A 24,655-nucleotide genomic window follows, 5' to 3' on the forward strand; every position below is an offset into this window, starting at 1 on the left:
GTAAGCACAGCAGGTCAGGGCCTCCACATGCCAACAGTTATCCGGGACAGGACATCGCCGAGCACCGGGGAAGATGTTGCGCCGGTGCGCCGTTGTTACCCGGCATGACACGATTCCACGGCTTCGACCCCGCCACCGCGGGCCTCCTCGACGGCAAGAACTTCGCCACCCTCGCCACGGTCAACCCCGATGGCGGCCCGCAGACTTCGGTGGTCTGGTTCGTGCGCGAGGGCGACACGGTGCTCATCTCCGTGACCGCCGGCCGCAAGAAGACCCGGAACATCGAGCGCGACCCCCGTGTCAGCCTCACGGTCTTCGATCTGGGCAACCCGTATCACTCGGCCGAGATCCGGGGCACCGCCGAGTTGCTGCCCGACCCGGACAAGGCACTGCCGAAGCGGCTCTCGCAGCGCTACCTGGGCGAGGACCCGCCGCACGAGAAGGAGACGGAGACCCGGCTGATCGTCAGGGTCACCCCGGAGCGGGTGAACGGCTTCTCGGTGTAGGGCCCGGGACCGGCTGCGTGGGCCGAAGTGCTCAGCCGGCGAGGGTGGTTTCGAGCCAGTTCCGGTAACCGGTGGGTGCCAGCCGGGCGTCGGGGCCGCGGTGAGGGCGTCGCCGTCGACGGCGGCGAACATGCCGGCCCGGTCGTTGAGGTTGACGCCGGCCGCCCATGTCACGCCTCAAGATGCCCGGACTTACCGGGGACAGAGCGAGCAGCCACGTCCCGGACAACTCTCAGCACCGCAGGTCAGCGCCTCACCCTGCCCGCACTTGTCCGGGACAGGACACGCTCAACGCCGAAGCTCCACCAGCCCGCTCTCATAGGCGATGATGACCAGCTGGACCCGGTCGCGGGCGTCGAGTTTCGACAGCAGGCGGGTCACGTACGTCTTGGCGGTCGCGACGCTGATGCGCAAATGGGCCGCGATCTCGCTGTTGGACAGGCCCGTGCCGACGAGGCCCAGCACTTCGCGTTCGCGGTCGGTGATGGCGGCCAGTGCGCCTCGCTTCCTGGTCGCCGGGGTGGGACGGCCGGCGAAGTCCCTGATCAAGCGGCGGGTCACGCTGGGAGCGATCAGCGCGTCGCCCGCGGCGACCACCCGGATCGCCGCGAGGATGTCGTCCACCGCCATGTCCTTGACGAGGAACCCGGCCGCGCCGGCGCGTAGTGCCCCGTAGACGGATTCGTCGTCGTCGAAGGTGGTCAGCACGAGGACATGCGCGGTACTCGGACCCGCGACGATCCGACGGGTCGCCTCGATGCCGTCCATGCCGGGCATGCGGATGTCCATCACGACGACGTCGGGCCCGGCGCCCACGGCCAGTTCGACCGCCTCGGCGCCGGTCCCGGCCTCCGCGACGACCTCGATGTCGGGGGAGTCGGTGATGACCATCTGGAGCGCGGTCCGGATGAGCGGCTGGTCGTCGGCGAGCAGGACACGGATGGTCATGAGATTCCTGACGGAACGGGGAGGCGGGCGGTGACCCGGAAGCCCCCTTCGGGGCGTGATTCGGCACGGAAGTCACCGTGCAGCAGGCCGACTCGTTCGCGCATGCCGATGAGCCCGTATCCGGAGCCCGGGCTGTTGGCGCGACCGGGTCCGTTGTCCAGGACCTCGATGGAGAGTTCGGCGTCCTGGCAATCGATGAACACCTGGCAGGAGTCGGCCCCGGCATGACGCACCACATTGGTGACCGCCTCCTGAATGATCCGGTAGGCGGACATGTCGATCTCGGGGGGCAGCTGCCGCCGCTCGCTTCGCCAGTGCACGTCGACCCGTACCCCGGCCTCCGTCGTCCGCTCGGCCAGCCGGTCGATGTCCGCGAGGCCGGGTGCCGGGTCGAACGGCGCCGCCTCCGCCTGCTGCCCGGGCTCCGCCTGGCGCAGCGCGCCGAGCATCCGGCGCAGGCCCGCGAGTGTCTCCCGGCCGGCGGACTCGATCGCTCGCAGCGCGCCACGGGCCGCCGCCGGCTGGGTTTCGACGACCCGGCCGGCCGCACCGGCCTGCAGAGCGATGACGCCAATGCTGTGCGCGACCATGTCGTGCAGCTCGCGGGCGATGCGCAGCCGCTCGGCGGTGACCGCCTGGGTGGTCAACTGCGCGCGCAGTGCCTGGGCATGCCGCCGGTCCTCGCGTACCGAACGCCCCGTCAGCCAGGCGACAACGGCGACCAGGACCATGACCAGCACAGCGGACGCTCCAGGACTCGCCCCGAGCAGCAGACGGACGAGCACGTAGCCGGCCATCACCGCCAGGGCCATGCCTGCGGCGGCGCGACCCGTGCGGCGCGGCCGTGTGGCGGTGATGCAGCCGAGCGCGACATCGAAGGCCAGGAACTGTGCCAGTGGGATGTCCGCCACGCTCACCGTCGTCGAGGCGGTGACCGAACCGCCCAGCAGCAGCGCCAGGGCCGGCAGCGGCCGACGGCGCAGCAGCGCGCAGGCGATCAGCGCCAGGGCGCTGGCGACGCCGCTGATCAGCGCGTACCGCAAGGGGTCGACATGGGAGGCCGGCGGCTCCCCATGCGCATGGGGCAGCCTGACGTACAGAAGGGTGGAGTAAGCCGTGGCCGCGCACCAGGTCAGCGCCGTCCATGCGCCCGGCGTCAGGCGCTTGAGCAGCGGAACGGGTGGCGTGGCGGACATGCGGTGATCGTAACCGTGGGCCCGTCGAGGGGCGTCGAGCCATGGTTGTACACCCGTGGTCGACAGCGGTGCGGACAAAGTCGGCCGTCTGTTTGATGTGCGCGGCGGCCGACTGCCGAACCATCGGAACGTGATCGAAGTCAACGGACTAACGAAGCGCTACGGCAGCACGACTGCCGTCAACGGGCTCACCTTCACCGTGCGGCCCGGCCTTGTCACCGGATTCCTCGGCCCCAACGGCGCGGGCAAGAGCACCACGCTGCGGATGGTCCTGGGGCTGAACGAGCCGACCAGCGGCAGCGTCACCATCAACGGCCGCTCGCTCCGCGACCTGCCGCGCGGGATGCGCCACGTCGGCGCCCTCCTCGACGCGGGCGACCTCCACGGCGGGCGCAGCGCCCGCGCCCATCTGACCGCGCTCGCCGTCAGCAACCGCATCCCGCGCACCCGGGTGGACGCGGTGCTCCGCGAGGTCGGACTGACCGCTGCCGCGGGCCGCCGGATCGGCGGGTACTCGCTCGGCATGCGCCAGCGCCTCGGCATCGCCACCGCCCTGCTCGGCGACCCGCCGGTCCTGCTCTTCGACGAGCCGCTCAACGGCCTGGACCCGGAGGGTGTGATGTGGGTCCGCGGCCTGTTCCGCCGGCTCGCCGCCGACGGCCGCACCGTATTCGTCTCCAGCCACCTGATGAGCGAGATGGCAGCAACTGCCGACCACCTCGTCGTCATAGGCCGAGGCCGCCTGATCGCCGACGAGAGCGTGGCGGAATTCGCCTCCAGGGGCACCCGGCCGGGCGTGACGGTGGACACCCCCGACCCGTCCGCGCTCACCGCCGTACTGAGCGCCGGGGGCGCCACCGTGCAGGCGGACGGCACGCGGCTCACGGTGACCGGCCTCACGGCCGCCCAGGTGGGGGAGATCGCCTTCCGTCACCGCGTTCCCCTGCACGAACTGGGGGCCCGGAACGCCACGCTGGAAGACGCCTTCATGCAACTGACCGCGGACAGCGTCGAATACCTCGCAGGAGCAGGAGAATCCCGGTGACGACCGCAGCGCATGACGTACCGGTCGACGTGTCGGTCGACGAACACCCCGCCGGATTCCGCGACCTGGTCTCCGCCGAGTGGATCAAGCTGTGGTCGCTGCGTTCGACGGTGTGGGCCTTCGCGGCCGCGGCGTTGGCGATCATCCTTTTCAACGTGAATGCCGCGTACGCCGACTACAGGAACTGGCCGGACTACGACGCGGACACGAGGGCCGGATTCATTCCCAGCTGGGCATTGCGTGACGCGTTCACCAACTTCGCCGGGAACGGTGTGATCCTGGCGATCAGCGCCATCGGCGCGCTCACCGTCACCAGCGAGTACGGCACCGGCCTGATCCGTACGACCTTCGCCGCCGTACCCGCCCGCCGCTCCGTCATGGCGGCCAAGGTGGTGGTCGTCGCGGTCGTCACCACCGGGTTCGGTGTCCTGTCCGCCGGAGCGTCGTTCTTCCTGACCCAGGCGGTCCTGTCGGGACGCCATACCGGGATGTCGATCACTGACCCCGGCGAGATGCGCGCCATGGCCGGGGCCGCGCTCCTCGCACCGGTCTCGGCGCTGGTGGGGATGGGCCTGGGGGCGATCATCCGGCACAGCGCGACCACCATCGTCACCAGCGTCGCCGTCCTGCTGATGCTGCCGATCAGCCTCAGCGGCGACCACTACTGGACGGCCGTCATCGGCCACACCATGCCCCACTACGCGTGGACGCACCTGATGGAGGGCGACGGCGCCGCGTGGGCCCACTACGCGTTCCCGACGACCGTGGCCGGAGCCTGGACCGTCTACGCCGCCTGGTCCTTGATCGGGATCCTGCTCGCCGTGGTGGTCCCGTCCCGCCGCGACGTGTGAGGCGGCCAGGATCAGTACCTGCTCCTTACTGGTGGCCATTCGAAGCGGCTCGCGCAGCGCTGTCCGGGCGAGGACCCGCCGCACGAGAAGGAGACGGAGCGCCCGCTGATCGTCCGGGTCGCCCCGGAGCGGGTGAACGGCTTCGCGGCGTAGGTCCCGCTCAGCCGGCGAGGGTCGTGGCGAGCCAGTCCCGGTAGTGGGTGGGTGCCAGCCGGGCGTCGGGGCCCGCGGTGAGGACGTCGCCCTCGACGGCGGCGAACATGCCGGCCCGGTCGTCGGTGATGACGGGGCGCTCGTCCTTGCGTGCGGCCAGGGTGATGCGGGCGAGCTCGTCCAGCGTGAAGACGTCGGGGCCGGCGATGTCGAGGGTCCCGTTCAGGGGCGCCGAGGTGGCGACGCCGGCCAGGGCGTCGACGACGTCGGCGCCGGCGATCGGCTGGACGGGGGTGGCCGGCAGGCGGACGGCGTTGTCGTCGGCGGTCATGGCGATCGTGGGGTCCATGAACTCGAAGAACTGGGTGGCGCGCACGATCGAGTACGGGGTGGGGCCGCCGCGCAGCAGGTCCTCCTGGAGCACCTTGGCGCGGTAGTAGTCCAGTCCTGGGACCCGGTCGACGCCGACGATCGACAGGGCGACCTGGTGGCCCACCCCGGCCCGCTCGCCCGCGGCGAGCAGGTTGCCGACGGTGGTGCGGAAGAAGGCGAGGGACCGGTCGTCGAAGGTGGGGGAGTTGCTCACGTTGACGACCGTGTGGGCGCCGGCGAGCGCCTCGTCCAGGCCGGCGCCGGTGAGCAGGTCCACGCCCGAGGACGGCGACGCGGGGACCGCCTCGTGACCCGCGTTCCGGAGCTCGGTGACGAGCCGGGAGCCGATGAAACCGGTACCGCCGATGACGGTGATCTTCATGGTGTGCCTGCCTTCGTGAGCCGGTCGCTCCCCCCGGACGTACACCTGGATACCCGATCTCCGGGGCCGGGGGCGGCCGGCGCGGCCGTGCGACGTGTCGCCGGGGCCGCCGCCGTCACCGTCGCCGCTCGGCCGGCCCTGCGGCGATGACCGCGTCGAGCATGCCCTGCGACGCCCGGAGGTCCTCGATCGCGCGGGCGATGCGCTCGCGCTCCTGCCTCAGCTCCGCCACCAGCTCCGGGCACACGGGCACGAGGCCCGTGCCCTCGTCGCGCACGCACGGCAGGACCCTCGCGATCACGGCCGTCGGGAGGCCGGCGGCGAGCAGGGTGCGGATGCGCCGCACCGTCTGTACGTCCGCCTCGCCGTAGACCCGGTAGCCGCTCGGCAGCCGGGCCGGCGTCAGCAGGCCCTGTTCCTCGTAGTAGCGCAACAGCCGCTCGCTCACCCCGGTGCGGCGGACCATCTCCCCGATGCGCACGTGACCTGCACCTCACCGCGTTGACTCTGACACCGGTGTCAGACCTTAGCGTCCCGGTCATGCCCATCGTCGAAGGAGAGACACCCATGCCCGCCGCTCTGCCCGCCTCCCGCCTCGGCCGCGTGGTGCGCGGCACCGGCCCCGGCCTGCTGCTCGCGCACGGTGCCGGCGGCGGCATCGACGCCAACTTCGGGCCGGTTATGGACATGCTGGCCGCGCAGCACACCGTGGTCGGGCCCGACTACCCCGGCACCGGCCGCACTCCGCGCGCGGCCGGTCCGCTCACCCTGGACGGGCTGGCCGACGAACTGGTCGCCACCGCTGTGGAAGAGGGCCTGGAGACCTTCGCCATCGCGGGCTACTCGCTCGGCACCGCGCTCGCCGTGCGCGCGGCCACCCGCCACCCCGGTCGCGTCACCGCACTGGTCCTCACCGCCGGCTTCGCCCGCCCCAACCCGCGGTTCCTGCTGGCGGCCCGGCTGTGGCGGGACCTGGTCCGGGCGGGCGACCCCGAACGCCTCGCGGCCTTCACGTCGTTGATCGCCTTCGGTGCGCCCGCCCTCGACGCCGTGTCCCAGGACGACCTCGACGCCGCCCTCAAGGCGGCCGCGGCCACCGTCCCGCCCGGCACGCCGGACCACCTGGACCTGCTCATCGACGGCGTCGACGTGAGCGCCGACCTGGCCGCGCTGACCGTGCCGGCCCTCGTCGTCTCCACCACGCTCGATCAGCTCGTCACCCCGTACCACCACCGGCAGCTCGCCGACGGCATCCCCGCGGCGCGGTACGCCGAGATCGCCACCGGGCACCTTCCCTTCGTCGAACGGCCCGCGGAGTGGGGCGCCCTCATCCGGGACTTCCTCCGCGACCACCGTGGCTGAGGGGGCGTCCGGACCGGTCACATGGGGAACGACAGCAGCCGCACCTCGCCCGCCGGCCATTCCGCGCCCTCGCGCAACGGCGTCCACATCGTCCGCAACGGCATGACGACGGGTCCCGCGGGTTGCTCGACGCGGACGTCCCCCTCCAGGGCCCGCCAGCCGAGCCGCCGGTAGAGGGGCACGAGCGGAGGCCGGCAGAAGAGGAGCCCGTACCGCGGCCCCGTCGTCCGCGCGTGATCCAGGGCCGCCGCCACGACCAGCCGGGCCAGCCCGCGGCCCCGCACATCGGGGGCGACGGCCACTCCGCCGACTCCCATCACCTCCGTGGCGGTGCCCCCGATCGACACGGGCAGCCGCAGCAGGCCCGCGTGGGCCACGAGGCGGCCCTCCAGCCTGATGCCGAAGTGGTCCTCCTTGGGCAGCCATGTCAGACCGGCGTCCGCGACGCCGAAGGGATCGTCGCCGTCGCCGAGGATCTCGCTCTGCTCGGTCTTCGTGTACCGCGCGAGCCGCGTCGGCGCCGGGGTCGCGGAAGGCGGGTGATCGGTCATCCCCGCATGGTGGTGTGCCCGTAGGACGTCGGGCAACCGGGGGCGGGCTATCCCCGTGCCGCGGCGACCGTGGCCGCGTACACGTCCAGGGCCGGCCGGGGCTCGCGGCCCAGGAGGGTGCGCAGGGCGTTGTCCCCGATCCCGCCGCCGTCGAGGAAGCCGCCGGCGATCGCCGAGTACGTGCTGAGCAGCATCGGTACCTGATAGGGCAGCGCCTCGCCCCCCGCGGTGATCGCCGCGCGGGTCGCGGCGAGCGAGCCGGGCCGGTAGGAGCCGCCGATCGCCCGCGCCAGGTCGGCGCCGCCCAGGGGAAGCTCGCCGACGAGCTCGTGGATCCGCCCCGTGTGCGGTTCCGGTCTGCTCGCCACCCGGGCCGCCACCGCGGCGAGGTCGGCGCGGGCGACGGCGGCCAGCCGTCCCCCGCCCAGCGGCGCCGCGATCGTGCCGTCGGGGCCCGGGGCGGCGATGCCGGCGAGGAACTCGGCGTAGAGCCCGTTGCGCAGGACCGTCCAGGCGAGCGGGCTCCGCGCGAGGCGGCGTTCGGTCCAGCGGTGGGCGAGCGCGTACGTCAGGTGGTCGCCGTCGCCGCTGAGGCTGGTGTAGACGACGTGCCGCACGCCCGCCTTCTCGGCCGCCGAGATCGCCGCGTCGTGACGGGCGATGACGACGTCGTCCTCGCCGTAGCCGGCGGAGACGATCAGCAGCGTGTCCACGCCGGTGAAGTCGAGCGACGACGGATCGTCGAAGTCGACGCGCCGCTCGGCGGCGGAGCGGGGCGTACGGGTGCCGAGCACGACGTCGTCCCGCCCGGCCAGTTCGCCGGCGACGAGCCCGCCGAGCGCGCCGCCGGCGCCGGTGATCAGAATCATGGGATACCCCTCCTGAGCTGTGTGTTCCCATCTTCCGGAGGGGACCTGGATCCCGTAAGGAGGCACATTGATGTCAGCAGGGCACACAGAGGTAACCACTCCCGTGCCGGGCGAGCCCGTGATCGTCTGTGACACCCCGCAGGACGAGTGCGGGGTGCGGGACGTGCTCGACCGGCTGGGCGACAAGTGGTCGGTGTACGTCGTGGTCGAACTGGCCTCGGGCATCAGACGGTTCAAGGAGTTGCAGCGCGCCATCCCGGGGGCCGTCTCGCAGCGCATGCTCACCCTCACCCTGCGGCGGCTGGAGCGGGACGGGCTGGTCGGGCGGACCGTGTACCCCACCATCCCGCCCCAGGTGGAGTACGAGCTGACGGACCTGGGACACAGCCTCACCCATCTCGTGAAGGCCCTGGCGGACTGGTCGATCGCCCACCGCCCGGCCATCGCGGCCGCCCGCGAGGCCTGGGACGCCGCCCGCGCGGAGCCGGCGACGGCTTCGGCGGATCTCCGGTAGTCCGTTCGCCCTCCGCGTTCGCTGTCACATTTCCCGGTTCCGGACAGTCATGAGGGTGAGGGCCGAATCAGCAGGCCCGGTCAACAGGTCCGATCCACAGCGCGAACGAAGACGGAGAAGCAGCCATGAGCGCCACGACGTCACCCCTCCTGGTCACCGGTGGTACGGGCACGCTGGGGCGGCATGTCGTGCCGCTCCTGCGGGACGCCGGTCGCGAGGTGCGCGTGCTCAGCCGGCACGGCGCGCGGCAGCCGGGCTCGGGCGGCGTCGAGTACGTCACCGGCGATCTGCTCAAGGGCGAGGGGATCGAGCCGGCGGTGGACGGCGCGGAGATCGTCCTGCATCTGGCGGGCGGGGCCAAGGGCGACGACGAGGCGACCCGGAATCTCGTGCGGGCCGCGTCCCGGGCCGGGGTGCGGCACCTCGTGTACATCTCGGTCATCGGGGCGGACCGGGTGCCGCTCGGTTACTTCCGGTCCAAGCTGGGCGCGGAGCGGGCCGTCGCCGAGTCGGGGCTGGCATGGACGACGCTGCGCGCCGCCCAGTTCCACGATCTGGTCCTGACGGTGGTGCGGAAGATGGCGAAGCTGCCGGTGGTTCCGGTGCCGGGCGGGCTGCGCTTCCAGCCGGTCGACTCCCGCGACGTGGCGGCGCGGCTCGTGGAGCTGACGCTCGGCGAACCGGCCGGCCCGGTGCCCGACCTGGCCGGCCCGGCGGTGTACGGGCTGGCCGAGCTCGTCCGCGGCTACCTGGAGACCTGCGGCAGGAGCCGGCCGATGATGCCGGTCCGCATGCCGGGGAAGGCCGGCCGCGCGTACCGGGCCGGAGAGAACCTCTCCCTCGACGGGGTCGAGACGGGCGGGCGGACCTGGGAGGCCTTCCTGGCGGAGCACACGGGCGCGGTCACGGGCGCGGTCACGGGCGCTGTCACATCCGTCCCGTCCCGTACGTCACAGGAGTGACGGATGTGACGGCTGTTCAGGGAGAATGTGGCCGGTGGACGAGAAGGAATTCCTGGCGAACCGCTTCGAGGCCCACCGCGGCCATCTGCGGGCGGTGGCCTACCGGATGCTCGGGTCGCTCAGCGAGGCCGACGACGCCGTGCAGGAGGCGTGGCTGCGGCTGAGCCGGGCCGACGCCGGGGCCGTGGAGAACCTGGGCGGCTGGCTGACCACCGTCGTCGGCCGGGTGTGCCTGGACATGCTGCGCTCGCGCGCCTCGCGGGGCGAGGAGTCGCTGGACGCGCGACTGCCGGATCCGATCATCGGGCGGCCGGACGCCGAGGCGCTCGACCCGGAGCACGAGGCGCTGCTGGCCGACTCGGTCGGGCTGGCGCTGCTGGTCGTGCTGGAGACGCTGGCTCCCGCCGAGCGCCTGACGTTCGTGCTGCACGACATGTTCGCCGTGCCGTTCGACGAGATCGCGCCCGTGGTCGGGCGCAGCTCGGCGGCGGCGCGGCAGCTGGCCAGCCGGGCGCGGCGCCGGGTGCAGGGCGCGGCGCCCGCGCCGGACGCGGATCTGGCGCGGCAGCGGGAGGTCGTGGACGCCTTCCTCGCCGCCGCCCGGGGCGGCGACTTCGACGCGTTGCTGGCCGTCCTCGACCCGGACGTCGTCCTGCACGCCGACACCGGCGTGGCCGCCGGCGGGGCGCTGAAGGTGGTCCGGGGCGCGGCGGCCGTGGCCGGCCAGGCCCTCAGCTTCCGGCGCGCCTCCCAGCAGGCCCGGCCGGCGCTGGTCAACGGTGCCGTGGGGATCGTCGCGGCGCTGGAGGGCCGGCCGGTGTCGGTCATGGGATTCACCGTCAGCGGCGGGAAGATCGTCCAGATCGACATCCTCGCGGACGCGGAGCGCCTGCGCGGGCTCGACCTGACGATGCTCGGCGACTGAGAGGCGACTGAGAGGCGACTTCGGAGCGGTCACCCGCGTCGTGTGCCGATGACGACCGTGGCGTCCAGGTCGTCGCAGGTCACGACGCGGGGGAGCAGCCCGCCGCGCGCGAAGGTCCCGACCGTGCGCGGCGCCTGCCGCTCGCTGGTCTCGACCAGCAGCCGGCCGTCCGGCGCCAGCCAGGCGAGCGCACCGGCGGTCACCCGGCGCTGGAGGTCGAGGCCGTCCGCGCCGCCGTCCAGCGCGACCCGCGGCTCGTGGTCGCGGGCCTCGGGCGGCAGCAGGTCGATGGACGCGGTGGGCACGTACGGCGCGTTGGCCACGATGACGTCGACGCGCCCCCGCAGCCGGGCGGGCAGCGGGGCGTACAGGTCGCCCTCGTACACACGGCCGTCGCCGCCGAGGTTGCGGCGGGCGCAGCGCACGGCGGCGGGGTCGATGTCGGCGGCGTGGAGCTCGACCGTGCCGAGGGCCGCGAGCAGCGCGGCGCCCACCGCGCCCGAGCCGCAGCACAGGTCGACGACCACCGCGCCGGGCCGGGCGAGCGCGATGGCCTGCTCGGCGAGGAACTCGGTACGGCGCCGGGGCACGAAGACCCCGGCGTCGACCGCGACGCGCAGCCCCCGGAACTCGGCCCAGCCGAGGACGTGTTCGAGGGGATGTCCGGCGACGCGCCGGTCCACCATGATGTCGAGTTCGTCCGGGGTGCGTGCGGCCGAGAGGAGCAGCTCGGCCTCCTCCTCGGCGAAGACGCAGCCGGCGGCGCGCAGGGCCGGGACGACGGTGGAGAGCGAGGAGGGGGAGGTGAGGGATGTCGGAGCCGACATGAGGTGAGGGCCTTTCGGATACCGAAGGGCGCTCCAGCGGTCAGGTCACGCAGACGCGTGCGTACGACCGCGGGACGGGAGCACCCGGTCTGCCACAGCGGTAATGGGGCTCACCTCCTCGGTCGTTCACTGCCTGAGGCGGCACACAGTAGCCGATCACGGCTTCGGTGTCATGGGTGCGATGATGCGCACATGGCCAACGCATCCGACCGCGCGCGCCGGGACACGGAGGACTCCAACCGCCGGATGCTGCGCGCCCGGGACGCCATGGACCGCGCCTACGCCCAGCCGCTGGACGTGCCCGCCCTGGCGGCGATCGCCCATGTCTCGCCGGCGCACTTCACCCGGGTCTTCCGCGCCACGTTCGGCGAGACGCCGCACCGCTACCTCCAGCGCCGCCGGGTCGAACGGGCGATGTTCCTGCTGCGGGAGACGGGCCGCAGCGTGACGGACATCTGCTTCGACGTCGGCTTCTCCAGCCTCGGCACGTTCAGCCGGACGTTCCGCGACATCGTGGGGGAGTCCCCGAGGGCGTACCGGCGGAGCGCGCCGGAGGCGGGCGTTCCGACCTGCTTCGCGATGGCGTGGACACGGCCACGCGGCTGAGCAGTTTCGGAGAAGTTCTCGCGCCACCCCCGACCCTAGGGTTGGGGACATGTTCAACGCCATCACGCACTCGCAGATCTACGTCCTCGACCAGGACGAGGCCCTCGACTTCTACGTCGGCAAGCTCGGCCTGGAGGTCGTCGCCGACATCCCCCTCGGCTTCATGCGCTGGCTGACCGTCGGTGTGCCCGGCGAGCCGGGCCGGCAGATCCTGCTGGAGAAGCCGGGCGCCCCGGCGCTGTCCGAGGAGACGGCCGCGCAGGTCCGTGACCTGGTGACCAAGGGGGCGATGGCCGGCTGGCTCATCTTCACCACCGAGGACTGCCACGCGACCTACGAGACGCTGCTGGCGCGCGGCGTCGAGTTCACCGAGCCGCCGACCGAGCGGCCGTACGGGATCGACTGCGGGCTGCGCGACCCGTTCGGGAACCGCATCCGCTTCACCCAGCCGAAGTAGCCGCCCCCACGGGGCCCTTCACGGGCTACCGTCCTGGTCAGGCAGAAGATCGTTCTGGGCGCGGTCGAGGTCGTCCGCGTCCTCGAACGTCCGCCTCAACGGAGTGACTCACTGGCCGTACGGCCGCGCCGCGCGGGCCTCGCGCAGGGACAGGGCCCACCAGGCCAGCTGGTCCAGGAGGGTCTTGGCCGCGTTCTCGGCCGCGGTGCCGGCCGAGTCGTCGAGGTGGCGGCCGTTCGCGTCGAAGGCGCCCCAGGGGTTGTGGAGGCTGATCGTCTCGCGGATCGTCACCGCGTGCAGCTCCGCGAAGACCGGCCGCAGGTGCTCGACCGCGCGCAGACCACCGGAGAGGCCGCCGTACGAGACGAAGGCGACCGGCTTGGCACGCCACTGCGTGTAATGACGGTCGATGAGGTTCTTGAGCGTCGCGGGGTAACTGTGGTTGTACTCCGGCGTGATGACGATGTACGCGTCCGCCTGCTCCAGGCGCGGGGTCACGGCGGCCAGCGCGGCCGCGTCCTCGGGGCCCGGCTCGCTGCTCAGGTTCATCGAGAGCGGGTGGTCGGCGAGGTCGATGACGTCCACGTCGACGTCGTCGCGCAGGTCGAGCTGTGTGCCGAGCCAGTTCGCGACCGTGGGGCCGAACCGGCCGTCCCGGGTGGAGGCGACGATGACGGCCAGGCGGTAGGGGGAGGTCAGAGTCGTGGACATGGTGGGAGGCTCCTTCTCGGGTGTTCGCGGGCGTTCGCGGTGTGCCGGGAAGAAGCCTCCAACCTCAAGCAACCTTGAGGTCAAGTCCCGTCAGAAAATGTCCGGGCACCAGGGGCGGCGCGCCGTGCGCAGCAGCAGGTCCGCCTGCCCGGCCGCGCCCGGACGCTCCTCGCGCACCCGGCCGAGCGCGGCCAGCCGCACCGCGGACTCGTCGCCGAGGGAGAGGGAGCCGAGTTCGCCCACGCCCAGGGCGAGTTCCGCCGGGCGGGAGGTGGGCACGCAGCTCGCGCCGTCCGGGCCGGCCTCCAGCAGCCAGCGCCCGGCCGCGTAGCCCTGCGGGTCGGTCACGTCGAGGACGAGCGAGCCCGCGCAGGCGTACGTGCGGGCCGTGAGCAGCGCGGGGACGTCCAGGGGGCGCAGCCAGAGGAAGTCGGCGTGCGTGGTGACGCGGGCCGCGCGCGGGTCGGGCAGGAGCAGGGGGAGCAGGTCGTCCGGGGCGCGGCGGCCGCTGTCGACCGTCCGGATCCAGTCGATGGACAGGAGGAAGTGCCACAGGGCCCGCTCGGCGACGGGGGTGACGGCCACCAGGTCGGTGACGGTCGCGGTGTTGAGGGGGCGCTTGGCCTCCCAGCGGTCGTCGGCGGTGTAGGTGACGAGGCCCTCGGGCGTGCCGTCGGGGGCGCGGTAGAGGGCGTAGAAGGGCTCGCGCCAGGTCAGGCCGGGGCGGGGGATCTCGCCCGTGGCCGTCCGCCACCAGCGCTCGGTGCGGTCGACGGCGCCGTGCCGGACGGTCCGCAGCCGCTCGTGCAGGGCAGGGCCGAGCTCGCGCACGCAGGCGCCGTCGACGAGCTCGACGCTGCCGCCGTCCTCCGGGCCGGAGTGGCGCGGGTCGAGCCCGGCGCGGGACGCGTCGATCTCCCACTGCGTCGTCCAGGTCGCGGGGCCGAAGCCGAACCGGCCGTATATCGGGTACTCGGCGGATATCAGCGTGGCGGCGGCGTCGCCGCGCTCCTTGGCGGCGCGGATGTCCCGCTCCATCATGCGGCCGAGCAGTCCGCGCCGCCGGTGCGTGGGGGAGACGGTGACGTTCGACAGCGCGTCGACCGTCACCGACGCGCCGCCGGGCAGGCTCAGCCGCTGCTCGAAGCTGCGCAGCGTGCCCACGCAGCGGCCGGCGTCGAAGACGCCCTGGGTGCGGGCGAAGTCCATGTTCGAGCCGCGCAGTTCGATCTCTTCCTTGGTGGCCGCGGGCGGCATCAGGAAGCCGGTGTACAGGGCGCGGACCCACTCGGGGAGATCGGTGTCGTCGATGCTGCGGACCTGGATGTTCATGGACCGACGCTAGGCAGCGCGCCTCGTGAGTCGCACCCGGTTTTTCGCTGCTCTCACGGCGTGCGCGAGGTTCTCACGCCAGCGCGCGGATGTGCGGGCTCCGCGCGCCGGGGGCCACCGGCGGCCGGCCCGCCACGGGGGTCAGAACGCCACGCGTATCTCGCCGACCCGCAGGCCGCCGCCGAGCAGCGGGGCCTCGCCGATACGGGCGAGCACGGGCGAGTCGACGCCCAGCAGCTGGAGCGCGCGGGCCAGCACGGGCCCCGTGGCGCGACCGGCACCGTCGTCGATCTTGAAGGCGAGCGCACGGCCGTCCGGCAGGGCCACCGCCTGGACCGCCTCGGCGCCCATCTTCGCCAGGACGCCCGGCATCTCGCGCATCAGCCAGGTGTCGGGGCGGCGGGTGCCGGCCACGTACTCGGGGTGGGCGCGCATCGCGTCCGCCACCGCCCGCTCGGCCGTGCCGGGCTCGGCGAGGACGAAGCCGCGGAAGGCGCGGGCCAGACCGGTCAGGGACAGCGCCATGAGCGGGGCGCCGCAGCCGTCCGTGCCGACGTGCGCGACACGCTCGCCGGCCGCTTCCTCGACGACCTCCAGCACGAGCCGCTGGAGCGGGTGGCCGGGGTCGAGGTACGACTCCACCGGCCAGCCGTTCAGCGCACAGGCGGCGATCATGGCGGCGTGCTTGCCGGAGCAGTTCATCGTGACCCGGTCGCGCACCTGCCCGGAGGCCAGGTACGCCTCGGCCTCGACCGGGTCGTACGGCAGGTCCGGCGGGGTCTGCAGATGGCCGTCGTGGAGGCCGAACTCGGCGATCATCTTGCGGACCAGTTCCAGATGGAACGTTTCGCCGGAGTGGCTGGCCGCCGCGAGCGCCAGCCGCTCGCCGGACAGCTCCAGCCCGGCACGCAGGACGGCCGCGGCCTGCATGGGCTTGTTCGCGGAGCGCGGGAAGACGGGGGCGGCGATGTCGCCGAGCGCCAGCTCGACGGAGCCGTCGGCCGCCAGCAGCACGAGGGAACCCCGGTGCCGGCCCTCGACGAAGCCCGACCGGACGACCTCGGCGAGGACCGGGGACGTTCCGAGGGGAGGGGCGGGGGTCGAGGAGGACGTCATCGTCGGCCTTCCGGAGATGCTGCGGACCGCTCCGCAGGGTCACCGGCCGTTCACCGGGGTCTCACAGGAGCAGGTCGTCTACTTGCGCTTCTCCTTCACGGTACCTTCGCGCGATCTCCGCACCGCAATCGTCCGCCATCCGCTGCAACTGCTGGCGGCGCACCGACACCTGCCGCTCGTACGTCCCGAGGCGGGCCATCGCCTCCCGCAGCTCCCGCTCCGTACGGGCTCCGGGGTCCGACAGGCCCACCTCGGACAGCATCTGCTCGGCCAGCCGTCGGCACTCCTCGCTGCGCGGCGTGCGCAGCGTCACATGACGGGCGGAGGAGCGGTGCGCGGAGGGGCCGTCCGCGAGGATCTCCGACAGCCGCTCCAGCAGGCCGCCGGCCTGCTCCTGGGCCGTGCGGCGGGCCAGCTCGGCCCGCACGATGTCGATGCGCCCCTGGAGCAGCCGCCGCACATAGCTGAGGTCGGCCTCCTCGCGCTGGGCGTCGCGCCGCAGCGCGCGCAGCTCGGGCAGGCCCAGCTCGCCCAGACTCCGGCCGGGGACGTCCGCCATCGGGCCGGAGCGCTGGCTGGGCGGTCTGGCGTGCAGCGTGTCCGCCTTCTTGAAGTCCTCGGTGGGTGTGGTCATCGCGATTTCCGTCCCCTCGGGCGGTGTGCGCGGCCGGAAAACACCGCCTGCACGCATCGTGCCACTCCGTGCCCCCGGCCCGCAGGGGCTCTCCACCCGAACGGCCCTCACGGGGGGCCCGGCGGGTGCCGGGCATCATGGTCCGTATGCGTGCTGTGGTGCAGAGGGTGAACGGGGCGTCCGTCTCCGTCGACGGACGGGTGGTCGGCGAGGTCGTCGGGGAGGGGTTGTGCGTGCTGGTCGGCGTGACGCACGACGACACGCCGGCGAAGGCGGCGCAGCTGGCCCGCAAGCTGTGGTCCCTGCGGGTGCTGGGGGACGAGAAGTCCTGCTCGGACGTGGGGGCGCCGCTGCTGGTGATCTCGCAGTTCACGCTTTACGGTGACGCGCGGAAGGGGCGCAGGCCGACCTGGAACGCGGCTGCGCCCGGCGGCGTCGCCGAGCCGCTCGTGGACGAGGTCGTGGCTCGGCTTCGCGCGCTGGGGGCGCGCGTCGAGACCGGGGTGTTCGGGGCGGACATGAAGGTGTCGCTGACGAACGACGGGCCGTTCACGGTGCTCCTGGAGGTGTGAGAGGACTGGGGGCTACGCCCCCAGACCCCCAGAGGCCCCCCGACCGCGCTTCGCTACGGCTCGACCACCGTCTCCTGCGACGCCGTCGTGTTCTCTCCGGCGAGGAGCGTCGCGTCCACCGCGACGTTCCGCTTCACCAGCGCCAGCGCGATCGGCCCCAGCTCGTGGTGGCGGGCCGATGTCGTGATGAAGCCGATCTGGCGGCCCTCCGGGCCGTCCGCGGCCAGCCGTACGGGGGCGCCGTGGCCCGGGAGGGTGACGCCGCTGCCGTCGAGGTGCAGAAAGACCAGCCGGCGCGGCGGCTTCCCCAGGTTGTGGACGCGGGCCACCGTCTCCTGGCCGCGGTAGCAGCCCTTCTGGAGATGGACCGCGACGCCGATGAGGCCGAGCTCGTGCGGGATGGTGCGGTGGTCGGTCTCCAGGCCCAGCCGGGGGCGGTGGGCCTCCACGCGCAGCGCCTCGTACGCCAGGACGCCCGCGGCGGGGCCGTACTCCCCGGCGAACGCCGACAGGCGCTCGCGCGGCAGGAACAGGTCGCGGCCGTGCGGGGTCTCGCGAACGGTGACGCCCTCGGGGGCGGCCGCGATCGAGCCGGCCGGGAGGTGGATGACGGCGAAGTCGGCCGTCCGGTCGGCGACCTCGACCTTGTAGAAGAACTTCATGCTCTCCAGGTACGCGAGGAGCGCGTCCTGGGTGCCCGGCTCGACATGTGCCCAGGTCGTCCCGCCGTCGTCGACGAGGGACAGGGCGTGCTCGATGTGGCCGTGCGGGGAGAGGATCAGGGCCTCGGTGGCCTGCCCGGGCGGCAGCTCGCTCACGTGCTGGGTGAGCAGGAGGTGCAGCCAGCTCAGCCGGTCCGGGCCGGTGACGGTGACGACCCCGCGGTGCGAGAGGTCGACGAAACCGGCCCCGTCGGCGAGCCGGCGCTGCTCGCGGAACAGATCGCCGTAGTGCGCGGCGACACCTTCGTCCGGGCCCTCGGCGGGAACGGCGCCGGGCAGCGACAGCAGAGGGCTCTTCGTGGGAAGCGGCATGTCGTCAAGCCTACGGCGCGGCGGGATCCGCCTTCCCGGCACAGCCCGAACAACGGCCGAAGATCGCGAAATGCTTCAGGTCGGTGTCGAAGCCGAAGTCCTCGCGCAGCTTGGCCGTGAAGTCGGCGGCGACCGACAGGTCCGCCTCGATGACGTCCGTGCAGTCGCGGCAGACGAGGTGTATGTGGTGGTGCCGGTCGGCGAGGTGGTAGGTCGGGGCGCCGTGCCCGAGGTGGGCGTGGCTGACCAGGCCCAGCTCCTCCAGCAGCTCCAGCGTCCGGTAGACGGTCGAGATGTTGACCCCGCCGGCGGTCTTGCGGACCTCGGTGAGGATGTCGTCCGGCGTGGCGTGTTCCAGCCGGTCGACCGCCTCCAGGACGAGCTGTCGCTGCGGGGTCAGCCGGTAGCCGCGCTTACGGAGATCGCTCTGCCAGTCGGTGTCCACCACGCCCCCAGTCTAGGCAGCGTCACCCCTGCCGCACTCCCCCCACAGCGGGGCCGCCGCCCGGCCGTGGGGGAGCGCGCGATTACTCCCCGGTCTCCGGGTTGTAGGGCGTGCCGTCCTGGCGGAAGAAGGAGACGCCGTCCGGCATGTCCTCCGGCAGGCTCTCCGCCCACTCCTTGAGGTCGACGACCTTCTTCAGGTGCGCCGACATGTACGGGCGCAGCGGCACCTCGGGGGTGGCCTTCTCGCCGACCCACATGAGGTCGCCCTTGACGTAGCCGTACAGGCGCTTGCCGCCGGCGTACGGGCCGGAGGCGGCGGTCCGCGCGACCGCGTCCGTGGCCAGGTCGATCTGCGGCTTCTGGTCGGCCAGCTCGCCGTACCAGACCTCGGCGACGCCCTGGTCGCGGATCATGACGACCTCGACCTTGCGGTCCTTGTCCAGGCGCCAGTAGCCGGACTCGGTCTCCAGCGGGCGGACCATCTTGCCCTCGGCGTCGAGCACCCAGCTGTGCGAGACGTACTCCAGGAAGTCCCGGCCGTCGTGGCTGAAGATGACCTCCTGCCCGAAGTTGCACTTCTCTTCGCCCGGGAAGTCGGCGACGCCGGCGCCCTCCCACTTGCCGAGGAGGAAGGCCAGGGGCACGAGGTCGGGGTGGAGGTCGGAAGGAATCTCGATCATGTGCTCAGACGATCTTCGCTAGAGGTGCGGACGGGGGCGGTCAGCGCTGGCCCTGGAACAGCTTCTTCCAGGTCAGTCCGGCGAACGCGAGAACGCCGACGGCGACCAGTACCAGCAGGGTGGTGAAGAAAGCCTCAAGCACGTGCGTGCTCCTTGGTCGAGAGGGTGGACGGACCGCGGTCGAGTCTAGTCTCACGGGTCGCGCCGGGCGCTGTGAGGTGGATCGTCCGTGGTTCGTCACGTGATCAGCCCGTAGGCTGCTGCCATGGCGAAGAAGCTCGTGATCAAGGTGACGGCCGGTGCGGAGGCGCCGGAGCGGTGCTCGCAGGCGTTCACGGTGGCGGCCGTCGCCGTCGCCAGCGGCGTCGAGGTGTCGCTGTGGCTGACCGGTGAGTCGTCGTGGTTCGCGCTGCCCGGGCGGGCGGAGGAGTTCGAGCTGCCGCACGCCGCGCCGCTGCCCGAGCTGATCGAGGGCATCAAGGCCGGCGGCGGCCGGATCACGCTGTGCACGCAGTGCGCCGCGCGCCGCGGCATCGAGGAGAAGGACCTGATCGAGGGCGCCCGCATCGCCGGCTCGCAGGTCTTCGTCAGCGAGATCATGGCCGACGGCGTGCAGGCGCTCGTCTACTAGTCCCGCTCGTCCACTAGTCCCGCTCGTCCTGTTCCCGGCCGGCCCCGGGGCGGCGCTTGCCGTCCAGCTCGTCCCACCAGCGGTCGGACTCGGGGTCGCCCGACGGGTCGTCCCACCAGCGGTCGTCCGGGCCCCGGCGGTTCGCGACGATCGCCGCGACCGGGGGGATCAGCATGGCGAACAGGCACATGCCGACGGCGGCCGGTACCGACCAGAGCCGCACGACGGCCCACGCCAGGACGAACAGGCCGATACACGTGCCCATCATGGCGAAGTACAGGTGGCGTCGCCGCGCGTACACGTTTCCACGGTAGCGCGGAGGGCCGCACCCCCGCCGAGGCGTCCAACCCCGGGTGTGCGGCCCTCCGGCCGTTCTCGGTGCCGTCAGGGTCAGACGGCGATGGCGACCTCGGCCAGTCCGCCCTCGCGCGCCACGACCGTACGGTCGGCGGTCGCGCCCGGGACCAGGGCCCGTACCGTCCACGTGCCCTCGGCCGCGTAGAAGCGGAACTGTCCGGTCGCCGAGGTGGGCACCTCGGCGGTGAACTCGCCGGTGCTGTCCAGCAGCCGCACGTATCCGGCGACGGGCTCGCCGTCGCGGGTCACCGAGCCCTGGATCGTGGTCTCACCGGGCTTGATCGTCGAGGCGTCCGGGCCGCCGGCCTTCGCTCCACACATGTGCGTTCCCGTTCCCTTTCAGTAGGAGTTCGGCAGGAGTTCAGTTGGCGCCGAGCTCGATCGGCACGCCGACCAGCGAGCCGTACTCGGTCCAGGAACCGTCGTAGTTGCGGACGTTGGACTGGCCGAGCAGCTCGTGCAGCACGAACCAGGTGTGCGCGGAGCGCTCGCCGATGCGGCAGTAGGCGATGGTGTCCTTGGACAGGTCCACACCCTCGCCCTCGTAGAGGGCCTTCAGCTCGTCGTCCGACTTGAACGTGCCGTCGTCGTTGGCCGACTTCGACCACGGGATGTTGCGCGCGGTCGGCACGTGGCCGGGGCGCTGCGACTGCTCCTGCGGCAGGTGCGCCGGGGCGAGCAGCTTGCCGCTGAACTCGTCGGGGGAGCGCACGTCGACGAGGTTGAGCGTGCCGATTGCGGCGATCACGTCGTCGCGGAAGGCGCGGATGGAGGTGTCCTGCGGCCGGGCCCGGTAGTCGGTCCGCTCCCGCTCGGGTACCTCGGCGACGAGGTCGCGGGAGTCGAGCTCCCACTTCTTGCGGCCGCCGTCGAGGAGGCGGACGTCCTGGTGGCCGTAGAGCTTGAAGTACCAGTAGGCGTAGGCGGCGAACCAGTTGTTGTTGCCGCCGTAGAGGACGACGGTGTCGTCGTTGGCGATGCCCTTCTCGGACAGCAGCTTCTCGAAGCCGGCCTGGTCGACGAAGTCGCGGCGGACCGGGTCCTGGAGGTCCGACTTCCAGTCGATCCGGACGGCGTTCTTGATGTGGTTCTTGTCGTAGGCCGAGGTGTCCTCGTCGACCTCGACGAGGACGACCTTCGGGTCGTCGATGCGGGCCTGGACCCAGTCGGCGTCCACCAGGACGTCACTGCGGCTCATGCTGTTCTCCTCCGGGCTGGTGCGGGATGCGCGGCGCACGTGCGCACTTCTTCACGTACGTGACGTGCGCGATGTGGGGCGGGAGGTGGGACGGGGGGAGCGTGCCCCGTCAGATGGGACGACACAGCATGGCGGCGACGCGGCACAGGTCGACTGCCCGCCGCTTCGTGAGATCCGCCTGTCGTTGCATGCCACCGATCGTAGGGAGGCGGCGGGGGGCGTGTCACCGGTGTTTCGTATTTCGAGACAAAATATTCCGCCATCCGGGAATGGCGGGGTGCCGGCGGTGCTCGCGGAGGGTGGAGCGTGGTGCGTCCGCACGATCGGTTCCGCTTCGCGGACCGGGGTGTCCGCCCTTTGGACGCCCTGCTGCGGACCGGGGAAACCGGCTGATCCCGACTCTAAGGGCGGTTCGCCGGGGCGGAAAGACACCGGGCCCCCGCCGTGCGGTACGGCGGGGGCCCGGGAGAGCGGGGCGCAGCCCTATGCCTCGGCCACCGGCTGGGCGAACTGCGCCTCGTACAGCCGCGCGTACGCCCCGCCCGCGGCGAGCAGCTCGTCGTGGCTGCCCTGTTCGACGATGCGGCCGGACTCCATCACGAGGATGACGTCCGCGTCGCGGATCGTGGAGAGGCGGTGGGCGATGACGAAGCTGGTGCGGCCCGTGCGCAGCCGGCCCATGGCCTGCTGGATGAGGACCTCGGTGCGGGTGTCGACCGAGCTCGTCGCCTCGTCGAGGACGAGGATCTCCGGCTCGGCGAGGAACGCGCGGGCGATGGTGATCAGCTGCTTCTCGCCGACGCTGACGTTGGAGCCCTCGTCGTCTATCACCGTTTCGTAGCCGTCGGGCAGGGTGCGGACGAAGCGGTCGACGTGGGTGGCCCTCGCCGCCTCGACGATCTTGTCCATGGAGACGCCGTCGGGCGCGCCGTAGGCGATGTTCTCCGCGATGGTGCCGCCGAACAGCCAGGTGTCCTGGAGGACCATGCCGACGTGGGAGCGCAGCTCCTCGCGGGACATGGCGGCGGTGTCGACGCCGTCCAGGGTGATGCGGCCGCCGTTCACCTCGTAGAACCGCATCAGGAGGTTGACCAGCGTCGTCTTGCCGGCGCCGGTCGGGCCGACGATGGCGACGGTCTGGCCCGGGCGCACCCGGAGCGTGAGGTCCTCGATGAGCGGCTTGTCCGGCTCGTAGCGGAAGGAGACCTTCTCGAACGAGACCTCGCCGCGCACCGCGCCGTCCGGCTTCGGGGCGTCCTCGGCGTCCGGGGACTGCTCCTCGGCGTCGAGGAGTTCGAAGACGCGCTCGGCGGAGGCGACGCCGGACTGCACGAGGTTGGCCATCGAGGCCACCTGGGTCAGCGGCTGGCTGAACTGGCGGGAGTACTGCACGAAGGCCTGCACGTCGCCGATGGACAGCGCGCCGCTCGCCACCCGCAGACCGCCGACCACGGCGACGAGCACGTAGTTGAGGTTGCCGATGAACATCATCGCGGGCTGGATGATGCCGGAGATGAACTGCGCCTTGAAACCGGCGGCGTAGAGCTCCTCGTTCTCCCGGCGAAACGTCTCGGCGGACTCCTCCTGGCGGCCGAAGACCTTCACCAGCGAGTGGCCGGTGTACATCTCCTCGATGTGGGCGTTCAGCTTGCCGGTGGACTTCCACTGGGCGACGAACTGCGGCTGCGCCCGCTTGCCGATCTTCGTGGCGACGACGACCGACACGGGGACGGTGACCAGGGCGACCAGGGCCAGCAGCCAGGAGATCCAGAACATCATGGCCAGCACGCCGACGATCGTCAGCAGCGAGGTCATGATCTGGCTCAGGGTCTGCTGGAGGGTCTGGGCGATGTTGTCGATGTCATTGGTGGCCCGGGAGAGGACCTCGCCGCGCTGCTGCTTGTCGAAGTAGCTCAGCGGCAGCCGGCCCAGCTTCTCCTCGACCTGCTCGCGCAGCCGGAAGACCGAGCGCTGGACGACGGTGGTGGCGATGCGGGCCTGGACGAAGCCGAAGGCGGACGCGGCGACGTAGATCAGCAGCACCCACAGCAGGATCGTGCCGACGGCGTCGAAGTCGATGCCCTTGCCGGGCGTGAAGTCGACGGCCGACAGCACGTCGGCGATCCTGCCGTTGCCCTGCTGCCGCAGATGGGCGAGGGCGTCGGCCTTGGTGATGCCGGCGGGCAGCTGCTCGCCGACGACGCCGGCGAAGATCCGGTCGGTGGCGCGGCCGAGGATCTTGGGGCCGGCGACGGTCAGCCCCACACAGAGCAGCCCGCACACGAGGGCCGCGTATATGAGGCCCCGTTCGGGGCGGAGCTGGGCGAGCAGCCGGCGGCCGGAGCCGCGGAAGTCCATGGACTTCTCGGTGGGCTGGCCGCCCATGAAGCGCGCGATCCCGGCCGCCGGTGCCGGACCCCGGCGCTGGGCGCCGCCCGGTGGGCCGCCCGGCGCCGGGGCGCCCTGCGCGGATTTCGGGGACGGGGACGTCACGCTGCTTCCTCCTCGGTGAGCTGGGAGAGGACGATCTCCCGGTACGTCTCGTTCGACGCCATGAGTTCGGTGTGGGTGCCGGTGCCGACGACGCGGCCCTCGTCGAGGACGACGATGCGGTCGGCGTCGCGGATGGTCGACACGCGCTGGGCGACGATGAGCACGGTCGCGTCCCCGGTCTCGCGCGCCAGCGCGGCCCGCAGCCGGGCGTCGGTGGCGTAGTCGAGGGCGGAGAAGGAGTCGTCGAAGAGGTAGATCTCCGGCTTGCGCACCAGGGCCCGGGCGATGGCCAGCCGCTGGCGCTGACCGCCGGAGACGTTGGTGCCGCCCTGGGCGATCGGCGCCTCCAGCCGCCCGTCCAGCGCCTCGACGAAGTCGCGGGCCTGCGCGGTCTCCAGCGCGGCCCACAGCTCGTCGTCGGTGGCGTCGGGCTTGCCGTAGCGGAGGTTGGAGGCGACGGTGCCGGAGAAGAGGTACGGCTTCTGCGGTACGAGCCCGACGGCGCGGGCGATGGCGGCCGGGTCGAGTTCGCGGACGTCCACGCCGTCGACCAGGACCGTGCCGGCGGTGGCGTCGAAGAGCCGGGGCACGAGCCCCAGCAGCGTGGACTTGCCGCTGCCGGTGGAGCCGATGACGGCCGTGACCTCGCCGGGGCGGGCGAGCAGCGAGACGTCCTTGAGGACCGGCTCCTCGGCGCCCGGGTAACGGAACTCCACACCGCTGAGCTCCAGCCGGCCGCGGCCGCGCAGCTCGGTGACGGGACGGACCGGGGGCGCGACGCTGGTCTCGGTGGTCAGCACCTCGTGGATGCGCTCGGCGCAGACCTCGGCGCGCGGCAGCATCATGACCATGAACGTCGCCATCATGATCGACATGAAGATGTACATGAGGTAGCTGAGGAACGCGGTCATCGCGCCGATCTGC

General features: G+C 72.3%; 31 protein-coding genes. 11 read left to right on the forward strand and 20 right to left on the reverse strand.

Features of this window, described 5'->3' with window-relative positions:
* Positions 1-104: 104 nt before the first annotated feature.
* Positions 105-506, forward strand: a complete 402-nt coding sequence (locus tag AB0K09_RS01980) for a PPOX class F420-dependent oxidoreductase (protein ID WP_366063264.1) — start codon at positions 105-107, stop codon at positions 504-506.
* Positions 507-794: 288 nt separating this feature from the next.
* Here the strand turns inward: AB0K09_RS01980 and AB0K09_RS01985 are convergent, their stop codons facing one another.
* Both AB0K09_RS01985 and AB0K09_RS01990 read right to left on the reverse strand, forming a co-directional pair.
* Entirely contained in the window at positions 795-1,454 is a 660-nt protein-coding gene (locus AB0K09_RS01985; RefSeq protein ID WP_366063265.1) for a response regulator transcription factor, read from the reverse strand.
* Positions 1,451-2,650, reverse strand: coding sequence for a sensor histidine kinase (locus AB0K09_RS01990; RefSeq protein ID WP_366063266.1), 1,200 nt, complete (start codon positions 2,648-2,650; stop codon positions 1,451-1,453). The genes AB0K09_RS01985 and AB0K09_RS01990 overlap by 4 nt, the downstream gene beginning before the upstream one ends.
* A gap of 130 nt (positions 2,651-2,780) precedes the next feature.
* Between AB0K09_RS01990 and AB0K09_RS01995 the strand changes: the two genes are divergently transcribed.
* Positions 2,781-3,695: an ATP-binding cassette domain-containing protein gene (locus tag AB0K09_RS01995; protein ID WP_366063267.1), complete on the forward strand. Its 915-nt coding sequence runs from the start codon at positions 2,781-2,783 to the stop codon at positions 3,693-3,695.
* Positions 3,692-4,546 (forward strand): ABC transporter permease, encoded by an 855-nt coding sequence (locus tag AB0K09_RS02000; RefSeq protein ID WP_366063268.1) that lies wholly within the window; start codon positions 3,692-3,694, stop codon positions 4,544-4,546. Before AB0K09_RS01995 ends, AB0K09_RS02000 begins: the two co-directional genes overlap by 4 nt.
* A 160-nt stretch (positions 4,547-4,706) precedes the next feature.
* Here the strand turns inward: AB0K09_RS02000 and AB0K09_RS02005 are convergent, their stop codons facing one another.
* Positions 4,707-5,453 carry an SDR family oxidoreductase gene (locus AB0K09_RS02005; RefSeq protein WP_366063269.1) on the reverse strand — a complete coding sequence of 249 codons (747 nt, stop codon included), beginning with the start codon at positions 5,451-5,453 and terminating at the stop codon, positions 4,707-4,709.
* A gap of 115 nt (positions 5,454-5,568) precedes the next feature.
* Positions 5,569-5,934 (reverse strand): MerR family transcriptional regulator, encoded by a 366-nt coding sequence (locus AB0K09_RS02010; RefSeq protein ID WP_366063270.1) that lies wholly within the window; start codon positions 5,932-5,934, stop codon positions 5,569-5,571.
* Positions 5,935-6,020: 86 nt separating this feature from the next.
* On the opposite strand from AB0K09_RS02010, the gene AB0K09_RS02015 reads away from it, so the two are divergent.
* Complete coding sequence (locus AB0K09_RS02015; protein ID WP_366063272.1) at positions 6,021-6,815, forward strand: alpha/beta fold hydrolase; 795 nt, start codon at positions 6,021-6,023, stop codon at positions 6,813-6,815.
* 17 nt (positions 6,816-6,832) lie between these two features.
* On the opposite strand, the gene AB0K09_RS02020 is transcribed toward AB0K09_RS02015, so the two are convergent.
* Entirely contained in the window at positions 6,833-7,366 is a 534-nt protein-coding gene (locus AB0K09_RS02020) for a GNAT family N-acetyltransferase (RefSeq protein WP_366063273.1), read from the reverse strand.
* A 47-nt stretch (positions 7,367-7,413) separates the two neighbouring features.
* Positions 7,414-8,235, reverse strand: coding sequence for an NAD(P)H-binding protein (locus tag AB0K09_RS02025; protein ID WP_366063274.1), 822 nt, complete (start codon positions 8,233-8,235; stop codon positions 7,414-7,416).
* A 70-nt stretch (positions 8,236-8,305) separates the two neighbouring features.
* On the opposite strand from AB0K09_RS02025, the gene AB0K09_RS02030 reads away from it, so the two are divergent.
* From AB0K09_RS02030 to sigJ, 3 genes are all read left to right on the forward strand, one after another.
* Positions 8,306-8,749 carry a helix-turn-helix domain-containing protein gene (locus tag AB0K09_RS02030; RefSeq protein WP_366063275.1) on the forward strand — a complete coding sequence of 148 codons (444 nt, stop codon included), beginning with the start codon at positions 8,306-8,308 and terminating at the stop codon, positions 8,747-8,749.
* Positions 8,750-8,874: 125 nt separating this feature from the next.
* Positions 8,875-9,711: an NAD(P)H-binding protein gene (locus tag AB0K09_RS02035; protein WP_366063276.1), complete on the forward strand. Its 837-nt coding sequence runs from the start codon at positions 8,875-8,877 to the stop codon at positions 9,709-9,711.
* Between the two features lie 34 nt (positions 9,712-9,745).
* Positions 9,746-10,636 carry an RNA polymerase sigma factor SigJ gene (gene sigJ / locus AB0K09_RS02040; RefSeq protein ID WP_366063277.1) on the forward strand — a complete coding sequence of 297 codons (891 nt, stop codon included), beginning with the start codon at positions 9,746-9,748 and terminating at the stop codon, positions 10,634-10,636.
* 29 nt (positions 10,637-10,665) lie between these two features.
* Here sigJ and AB0K09_RS02045 read toward each other — a convergent pair whose 3' ends face one another.
* A complete protein-coding gene (locus AB0K09_RS02045) occupies positions 10,666-11,463 on the reverse strand; it encodes a putative protein N(5)-glutamine methyltransferase (RefSeq protein ID WP_366063278.1) in 798 nt (265 codons plus the stop codon).
* A gap of 192 nt (positions 11,464-11,655) precedes the next feature.
* Between AB0K09_RS02045 and AB0K09_RS02050 the strand changes: the two genes are divergently transcribed.
* Together AB0K09_RS02050 and AB0K09_RS02055 are read left to right on the forward strand one after the other, a co-directional pair.
* Positions 11,656-12,069: an AraC family transcriptional regulator gene (locus AB0K09_RS02050; protein WP_366063279.1), complete on the forward strand. Its 414-nt coding sequence runs from the start codon at positions 11,656-11,658 to the stop codon at positions 12,067-12,069.
* Positions 12,070-12,118: 49 nt separating this feature from the next.
* Positions 12,119-12,526, forward strand: a complete 408-nt coding sequence (locus tag AB0K09_RS02055) for a VOC family protein (protein WP_366063280.1) — start codon at positions 12,119-12,121, stop codon at positions 12,524-12,526.
* A gap of 108 nt (positions 12,527-12,634) precedes the next feature.
* On the opposite strand, the gene AB0K09_RS02060 is transcribed toward AB0K09_RS02055, so the two are convergent.
* The 4 genes from AB0K09_RS02060 to AB0K09_RS02075 all read right to left on the reverse strand — a co-directional run bounded on the left by AB0K09_RS02060 (position 12,635) and on the right by AB0K09_RS02075 (position 16,244).
* On the reverse strand, positions 12,635-13,237 hold the full coding sequence (locus tag AB0K09_RS02060; protein ID WP_366063281.1) for an NAD(P)H-dependent oxidoreductase: 603 nt from the start codon (positions 13,235-13,237) through the stop codon (positions 12,635-12,637).
* Positions 13,238-13,327: 90 nt separating this feature from the next.
* The gene (locus AB0K09_RS02065) at positions 13,328-14,569 is read right to left on the reverse strand and encodes a GNAT family N-acetyltransferase (protein ID WP_366063282.1); all 1,242 of its coding nucleotides are present in this window, start codon (positions 14,567-14,569) and stop codon (positions 13,328-13,330) included.
* A gap of 141 nt (positions 14,570-14,710) precedes the next feature.
* Positions 14,711-15,685, reverse strand: coding sequence for an asparaginase (locus tag AB0K09_RS02070; protein ID WP_366063283.1), 975 nt, complete (start codon positions 15,683-15,685; stop codon positions 14,711-14,713).
* Positions 15,686-15,746: 61 nt separating this feature from the next.
* Positions 15,747-16,244 carry an ABC transporter substrate-binding protein gene (locus AB0K09_RS02075; protein ID WP_366063294.1) on the reverse strand — a complete coding sequence of 166 codons (498 nt, stop codon included), beginning with the start codon at positions 16,242-16,244 and terminating at the stop codon, positions 15,747-15,749.
* Positions 16,245-16,465: 221 nt separating this feature from the next.
* Between AB0K09_RS02075 and dtd the strand changes: the two genes are divergently transcribed.
* Positions 16,466-16,891 (forward strand): D-aminoacyl-tRNA deacylase, encoded by a 426-nt coding sequence (dtd, locus tag AB0K09_RS02080; RefSeq protein ID WP_366063284.1) that lies wholly within the window; start codon positions 16,466-16,468, stop codon positions 16,889-16,891.
* A 53-nt stretch (positions 16,892-16,944) separates the two neighbouring features.
* Here dtd and AB0K09_RS02085 read toward each other — a convergent pair whose 3' ends face one another.
* The 3 genes from AB0K09_RS02085 to AB0K09_RS02095 all read right to left on the reverse strand — a co-directional run bounded on the left by AB0K09_RS02085 (position 16,945) and on the right by AB0K09_RS02095 (position 19,052).
* Complete coding sequence (locus AB0K09_RS02085) at positions 16,945-17,925, reverse strand: folate-binding protein (protein WP_366063285.1); 981 nt, start codon at positions 17,923-17,925, stop codon at positions 16,945-16,947.
* A gap of 10 nt (positions 17,926-17,935) precedes the next feature.
* Positions 17,936-18,373 (reverse strand): transcriptional repressor, encoded by a 438-nt coding sequence (locus AB0K09_RS02090; RefSeq protein ID WP_366063286.1) that lies wholly within the window; start codon positions 18,371-18,373, stop codon positions 17,936-17,938.
* Positions 18,374-18,452: 79 nt separating this feature from the next.
* Positions 18,453-19,052, reverse strand: coding sequence for an FABP family protein (locus tag AB0K09_RS02095; RefSeq protein ID WP_366063287.1), 600 nt, complete (start codon positions 19,050-19,052; stop codon positions 18,453-18,455).
* 265 nt (positions 19,053-19,317) lie between these two features.
* Between AB0K09_RS02095 and AB0K09_RS02100 the strand changes: the two genes are divergently transcribed.
* On the forward strand, positions 19,318-19,683 hold the full coding sequence (locus AB0K09_RS02100; protein WP_366063288.1) for a DsrE family protein: 366 nt from the start codon (positions 19,318-19,320) through the stop codon (positions 19,681-19,683).
* A 13-nt stretch (positions 19,684-19,696) separates the two neighbouring features.
* Here AB0K09_RS02100 and AB0K09_RS02105 read toward each other — a convergent pair whose 3' ends face one another.
* From AB0K09_RS02105 to AB0K09_RS02130, 6 genes are all read right to left on the reverse strand, one after another.
* Positions 19,697-19,984 (reverse strand): DUF3099 domain-containing protein, encoded by a 288-nt coding sequence (locus AB0K09_RS02105; protein ID WP_366063289.1) that lies wholly within the window; start codon positions 19,982-19,984, stop codon positions 19,697-19,699.
* An 89-nt stretch (positions 19,985-20,073) separates the two neighbouring features.
* Complete coding sequence (locus AB0K09_RS02110) at positions 20,074-20,361, reverse strand: DUF1416 domain-containing protein (protein ID WP_366063290.1); 288 nt, start codon at positions 20,359-20,361, stop codon at positions 20,074-20,076.
* Positions 20,362-20,401: 40 nt separating this feature from the next.
* Positions 20,402-21,238, reverse strand: coding sequence for a sulfurtransferase (locus AB0K09_RS02115; RefSeq protein WP_366063291.1), 837 nt, complete (start codon positions 21,236-21,238; stop codon positions 20,402-20,404).
* A gap of 109 nt (positions 21,239-21,347) precedes the next feature.
* Positions 21,348-21,428, reverse strand: a complete 81-nt coding sequence (locus AB0K09_RS02120; RefSeq protein ID WP_366063295.1) for an Ms5788A family Cys-rich leader peptide — start codon at positions 21,426-21,428, stop codon at positions 21,348-21,350.
* 293 nt (positions 21,429-21,721) lie between these two features.
* The gene (locus AB0K09_RS02125) at positions 21,722-23,623 is read right to left on the reverse strand and encodes an ABC transporter ATP-binding protein (RefSeq protein ID WP_366063296.1); all 1,902 of its coding nucleotides are present in this window, start codon (positions 23,621-23,623) and stop codon (positions 21,722-21,724) included.
* Positions 23,624-23,727: 104 nt separating this feature from the next.
* On the reverse strand, positions 23,728-24,655 hold a 928-nt coding region (locus AB0K09_RS02130), incomplete at its 5' end, for an ABC transporter ATP-binding protein (protein WP_366063292.1).

Source organism: Streptomyces sp. NPDC049577 (genome assembly GCF_040675635.1).
In the GTDB taxonomy this organism is placed as follows: domain Bacteria; phylum Actinomycetota; class Actinomycetes; order Streptomycetales; family Streptomycetaceae; genus Streptomyces.

Bases quoted from the DNA above. Each gene is read 5' to 3' on its own strand.
- AB0K09_RS01980 (WP_366063264.1), top strand. From the start codon at position 105: ATGACACGATTCCACGGCTTCGACCCCGCCACCGCGGGCCTCCTCGAC.
- AB0K09_RS01985 (WP_366063265.1), bottom strand. From the start codon at position 1,454: ATGACCATCCGTGTCCTGCTCGCCGACGACCAGCCGCTCATCCGGACC.
- AB0K09_RS01990 (WP_366063266.1), bottom strand. From the start codon at position 2,650: ATGTCCGCCACGCCACCCGTTCCGCTGCTCAAGCGCCTGACGCCGGGC.
- AB0K09_RS02005 (WP_366063269.1), bottom strand. From the start codon at position 5,453: ATGAAGATCACCGTCATCGGCGGTACCGGTTTCATCGGCTCCCGGCTC.
- AB0K09_RS02015 (WP_366063272.1), top strand. From the start codon at position 6,021: ATGCCCGCCGCTCTGCCCGCCTCCCGCCTCGGCCGCGTGGTGCGCGGC.
- AB0K09_RS02020 (WP_366063273.1), bottom strand. From the start codon at position 7,366: ATGACCGATCACCCGCCTTCCGCGACCCCGGCGCCGACGCGGCTCGCG.
- AB0K09_RS02025 (WP_366063274.1), bottom strand. From the start codon at position 8,235: ATGATTCTGATCACCGGCGCCGGCGGCGCGCTCGGCGGGCTCGTCGCC.
- AB0K09_RS02030 (WP_366063275.1), top strand. From the start codon at position 8,306: ATGTCAGCAGGGCACACAGAGGTAACCACTCCCGTGCCGGGCGAGCCC.
- AB0K09_RS02035 (WP_366063276.1), top strand. From the start codon at position 8,875: ATGAGCGCCACGACGTCACCCCTCCTGGTCACCGGTGGTACGGGCACG.
- AB0K09_RS02045 (WP_366063278.1), bottom strand. From the start codon at position 11,463: ATGTCGGCTCCGACATCCCTCACCTCCCCCTCCTCGCTCTCCACCGTC.
- AB0K09_RS02050 (WP_366063279.1), top strand. From the start codon at position 11,656: ATGGCCAACGCATCCGACCGCGCGCGCCGGGACACGGAGGACTCCAAC.
- AB0K09_RS02055 (WP_366063280.1), top strand. From the start codon at position 12,119: ATGTTCAACGCCATCACGCACTCGCAGATCTACGTCCTCGACCAGGAC.
- AB0K09_RS02060 (WP_366063281.1), bottom strand. From the start codon at position 13,237: ATGTCCACGACTCTGACCTCCCCCTACCGCCTGGCCGTCATCGTCGCC.
- AB0K09_RS02065 (WP_366063282.1), bottom strand. From the start codon at position 14,569: ATGAACATCCAGGTCCGCAGCATCGACGACACCGATCTCCCCGAGTGG.
- AB0K09_RS02070 (WP_366063283.1), bottom strand. From the start codon at position 15,685: ATGACGTCCTCCTCGACCCCCGCCCCTCCCCTCGGAACGTCCCCGGTC.
- AB0K09_RS02075 (WP_366063294.1), bottom strand. From the start codon at position 16,244: ATGGCGGACGTCCCCGGCCGGAGTCTGGGCGAGCTGGGCCTGCCCGAG.
- dtd (WP_366063284.1), top strand. From the start codon at position 16,466: ATGCGTGCTGTGGTGCAGAGGGTGAACGGGGCGTCCGTCTCCGTCGAC.
- AB0K09_RS02085 (WP_366063285.1), bottom strand. From the start codon at position 17,925: ATGCCGCTTCCCACGAAGAGCCCTCTGCTGTCGCTGCCCGGCGCCGTT.
- AB0K09_RS02095 (WP_366063287.1), bottom strand. From the start codon at position 19,052: ATGATCGAGATTCCTTCCGACCTCCACCCCGACCTCGTGCCCCTGGCC.
- AB0K09_RS02100 (WP_366063288.1), top strand. From the start codon at position 19,318: ATGGCGAAGAAGCTCGTGATCAAGGTGACGGCCGGTGCGGAGGCGCCG.
- AB0K09_RS02110 (WP_366063290.1), bottom strand. From the start codon at position 20,361: ATGTGTGGAGCGAAGGCCGGCGGCCCGGACGCCTCGACGATCAAGCCC.
- AB0K09_RS02115 (WP_366063291.1), bottom strand. From the start codon at position 21,238: ATGAGCCGCAGTGACGTCCTGGTGGACGCCGACTGGGTCCAGGCCCGC.
- AB0K09_RS02120 (WP_366063295.1), bottom strand. From the start codon at position 21,428: ATGCAACGACAGGCGGATCTCACGAAGCGGCGGGCAGTCGACCTGTGC.
- AB0K09_RS02125 (WP_366063296.1), bottom strand. From the start codon at position 23,623: ATGGGCGGCCAGCCCACCGAGAAGTCCATGGACTTCCGCGGCTCCGGC.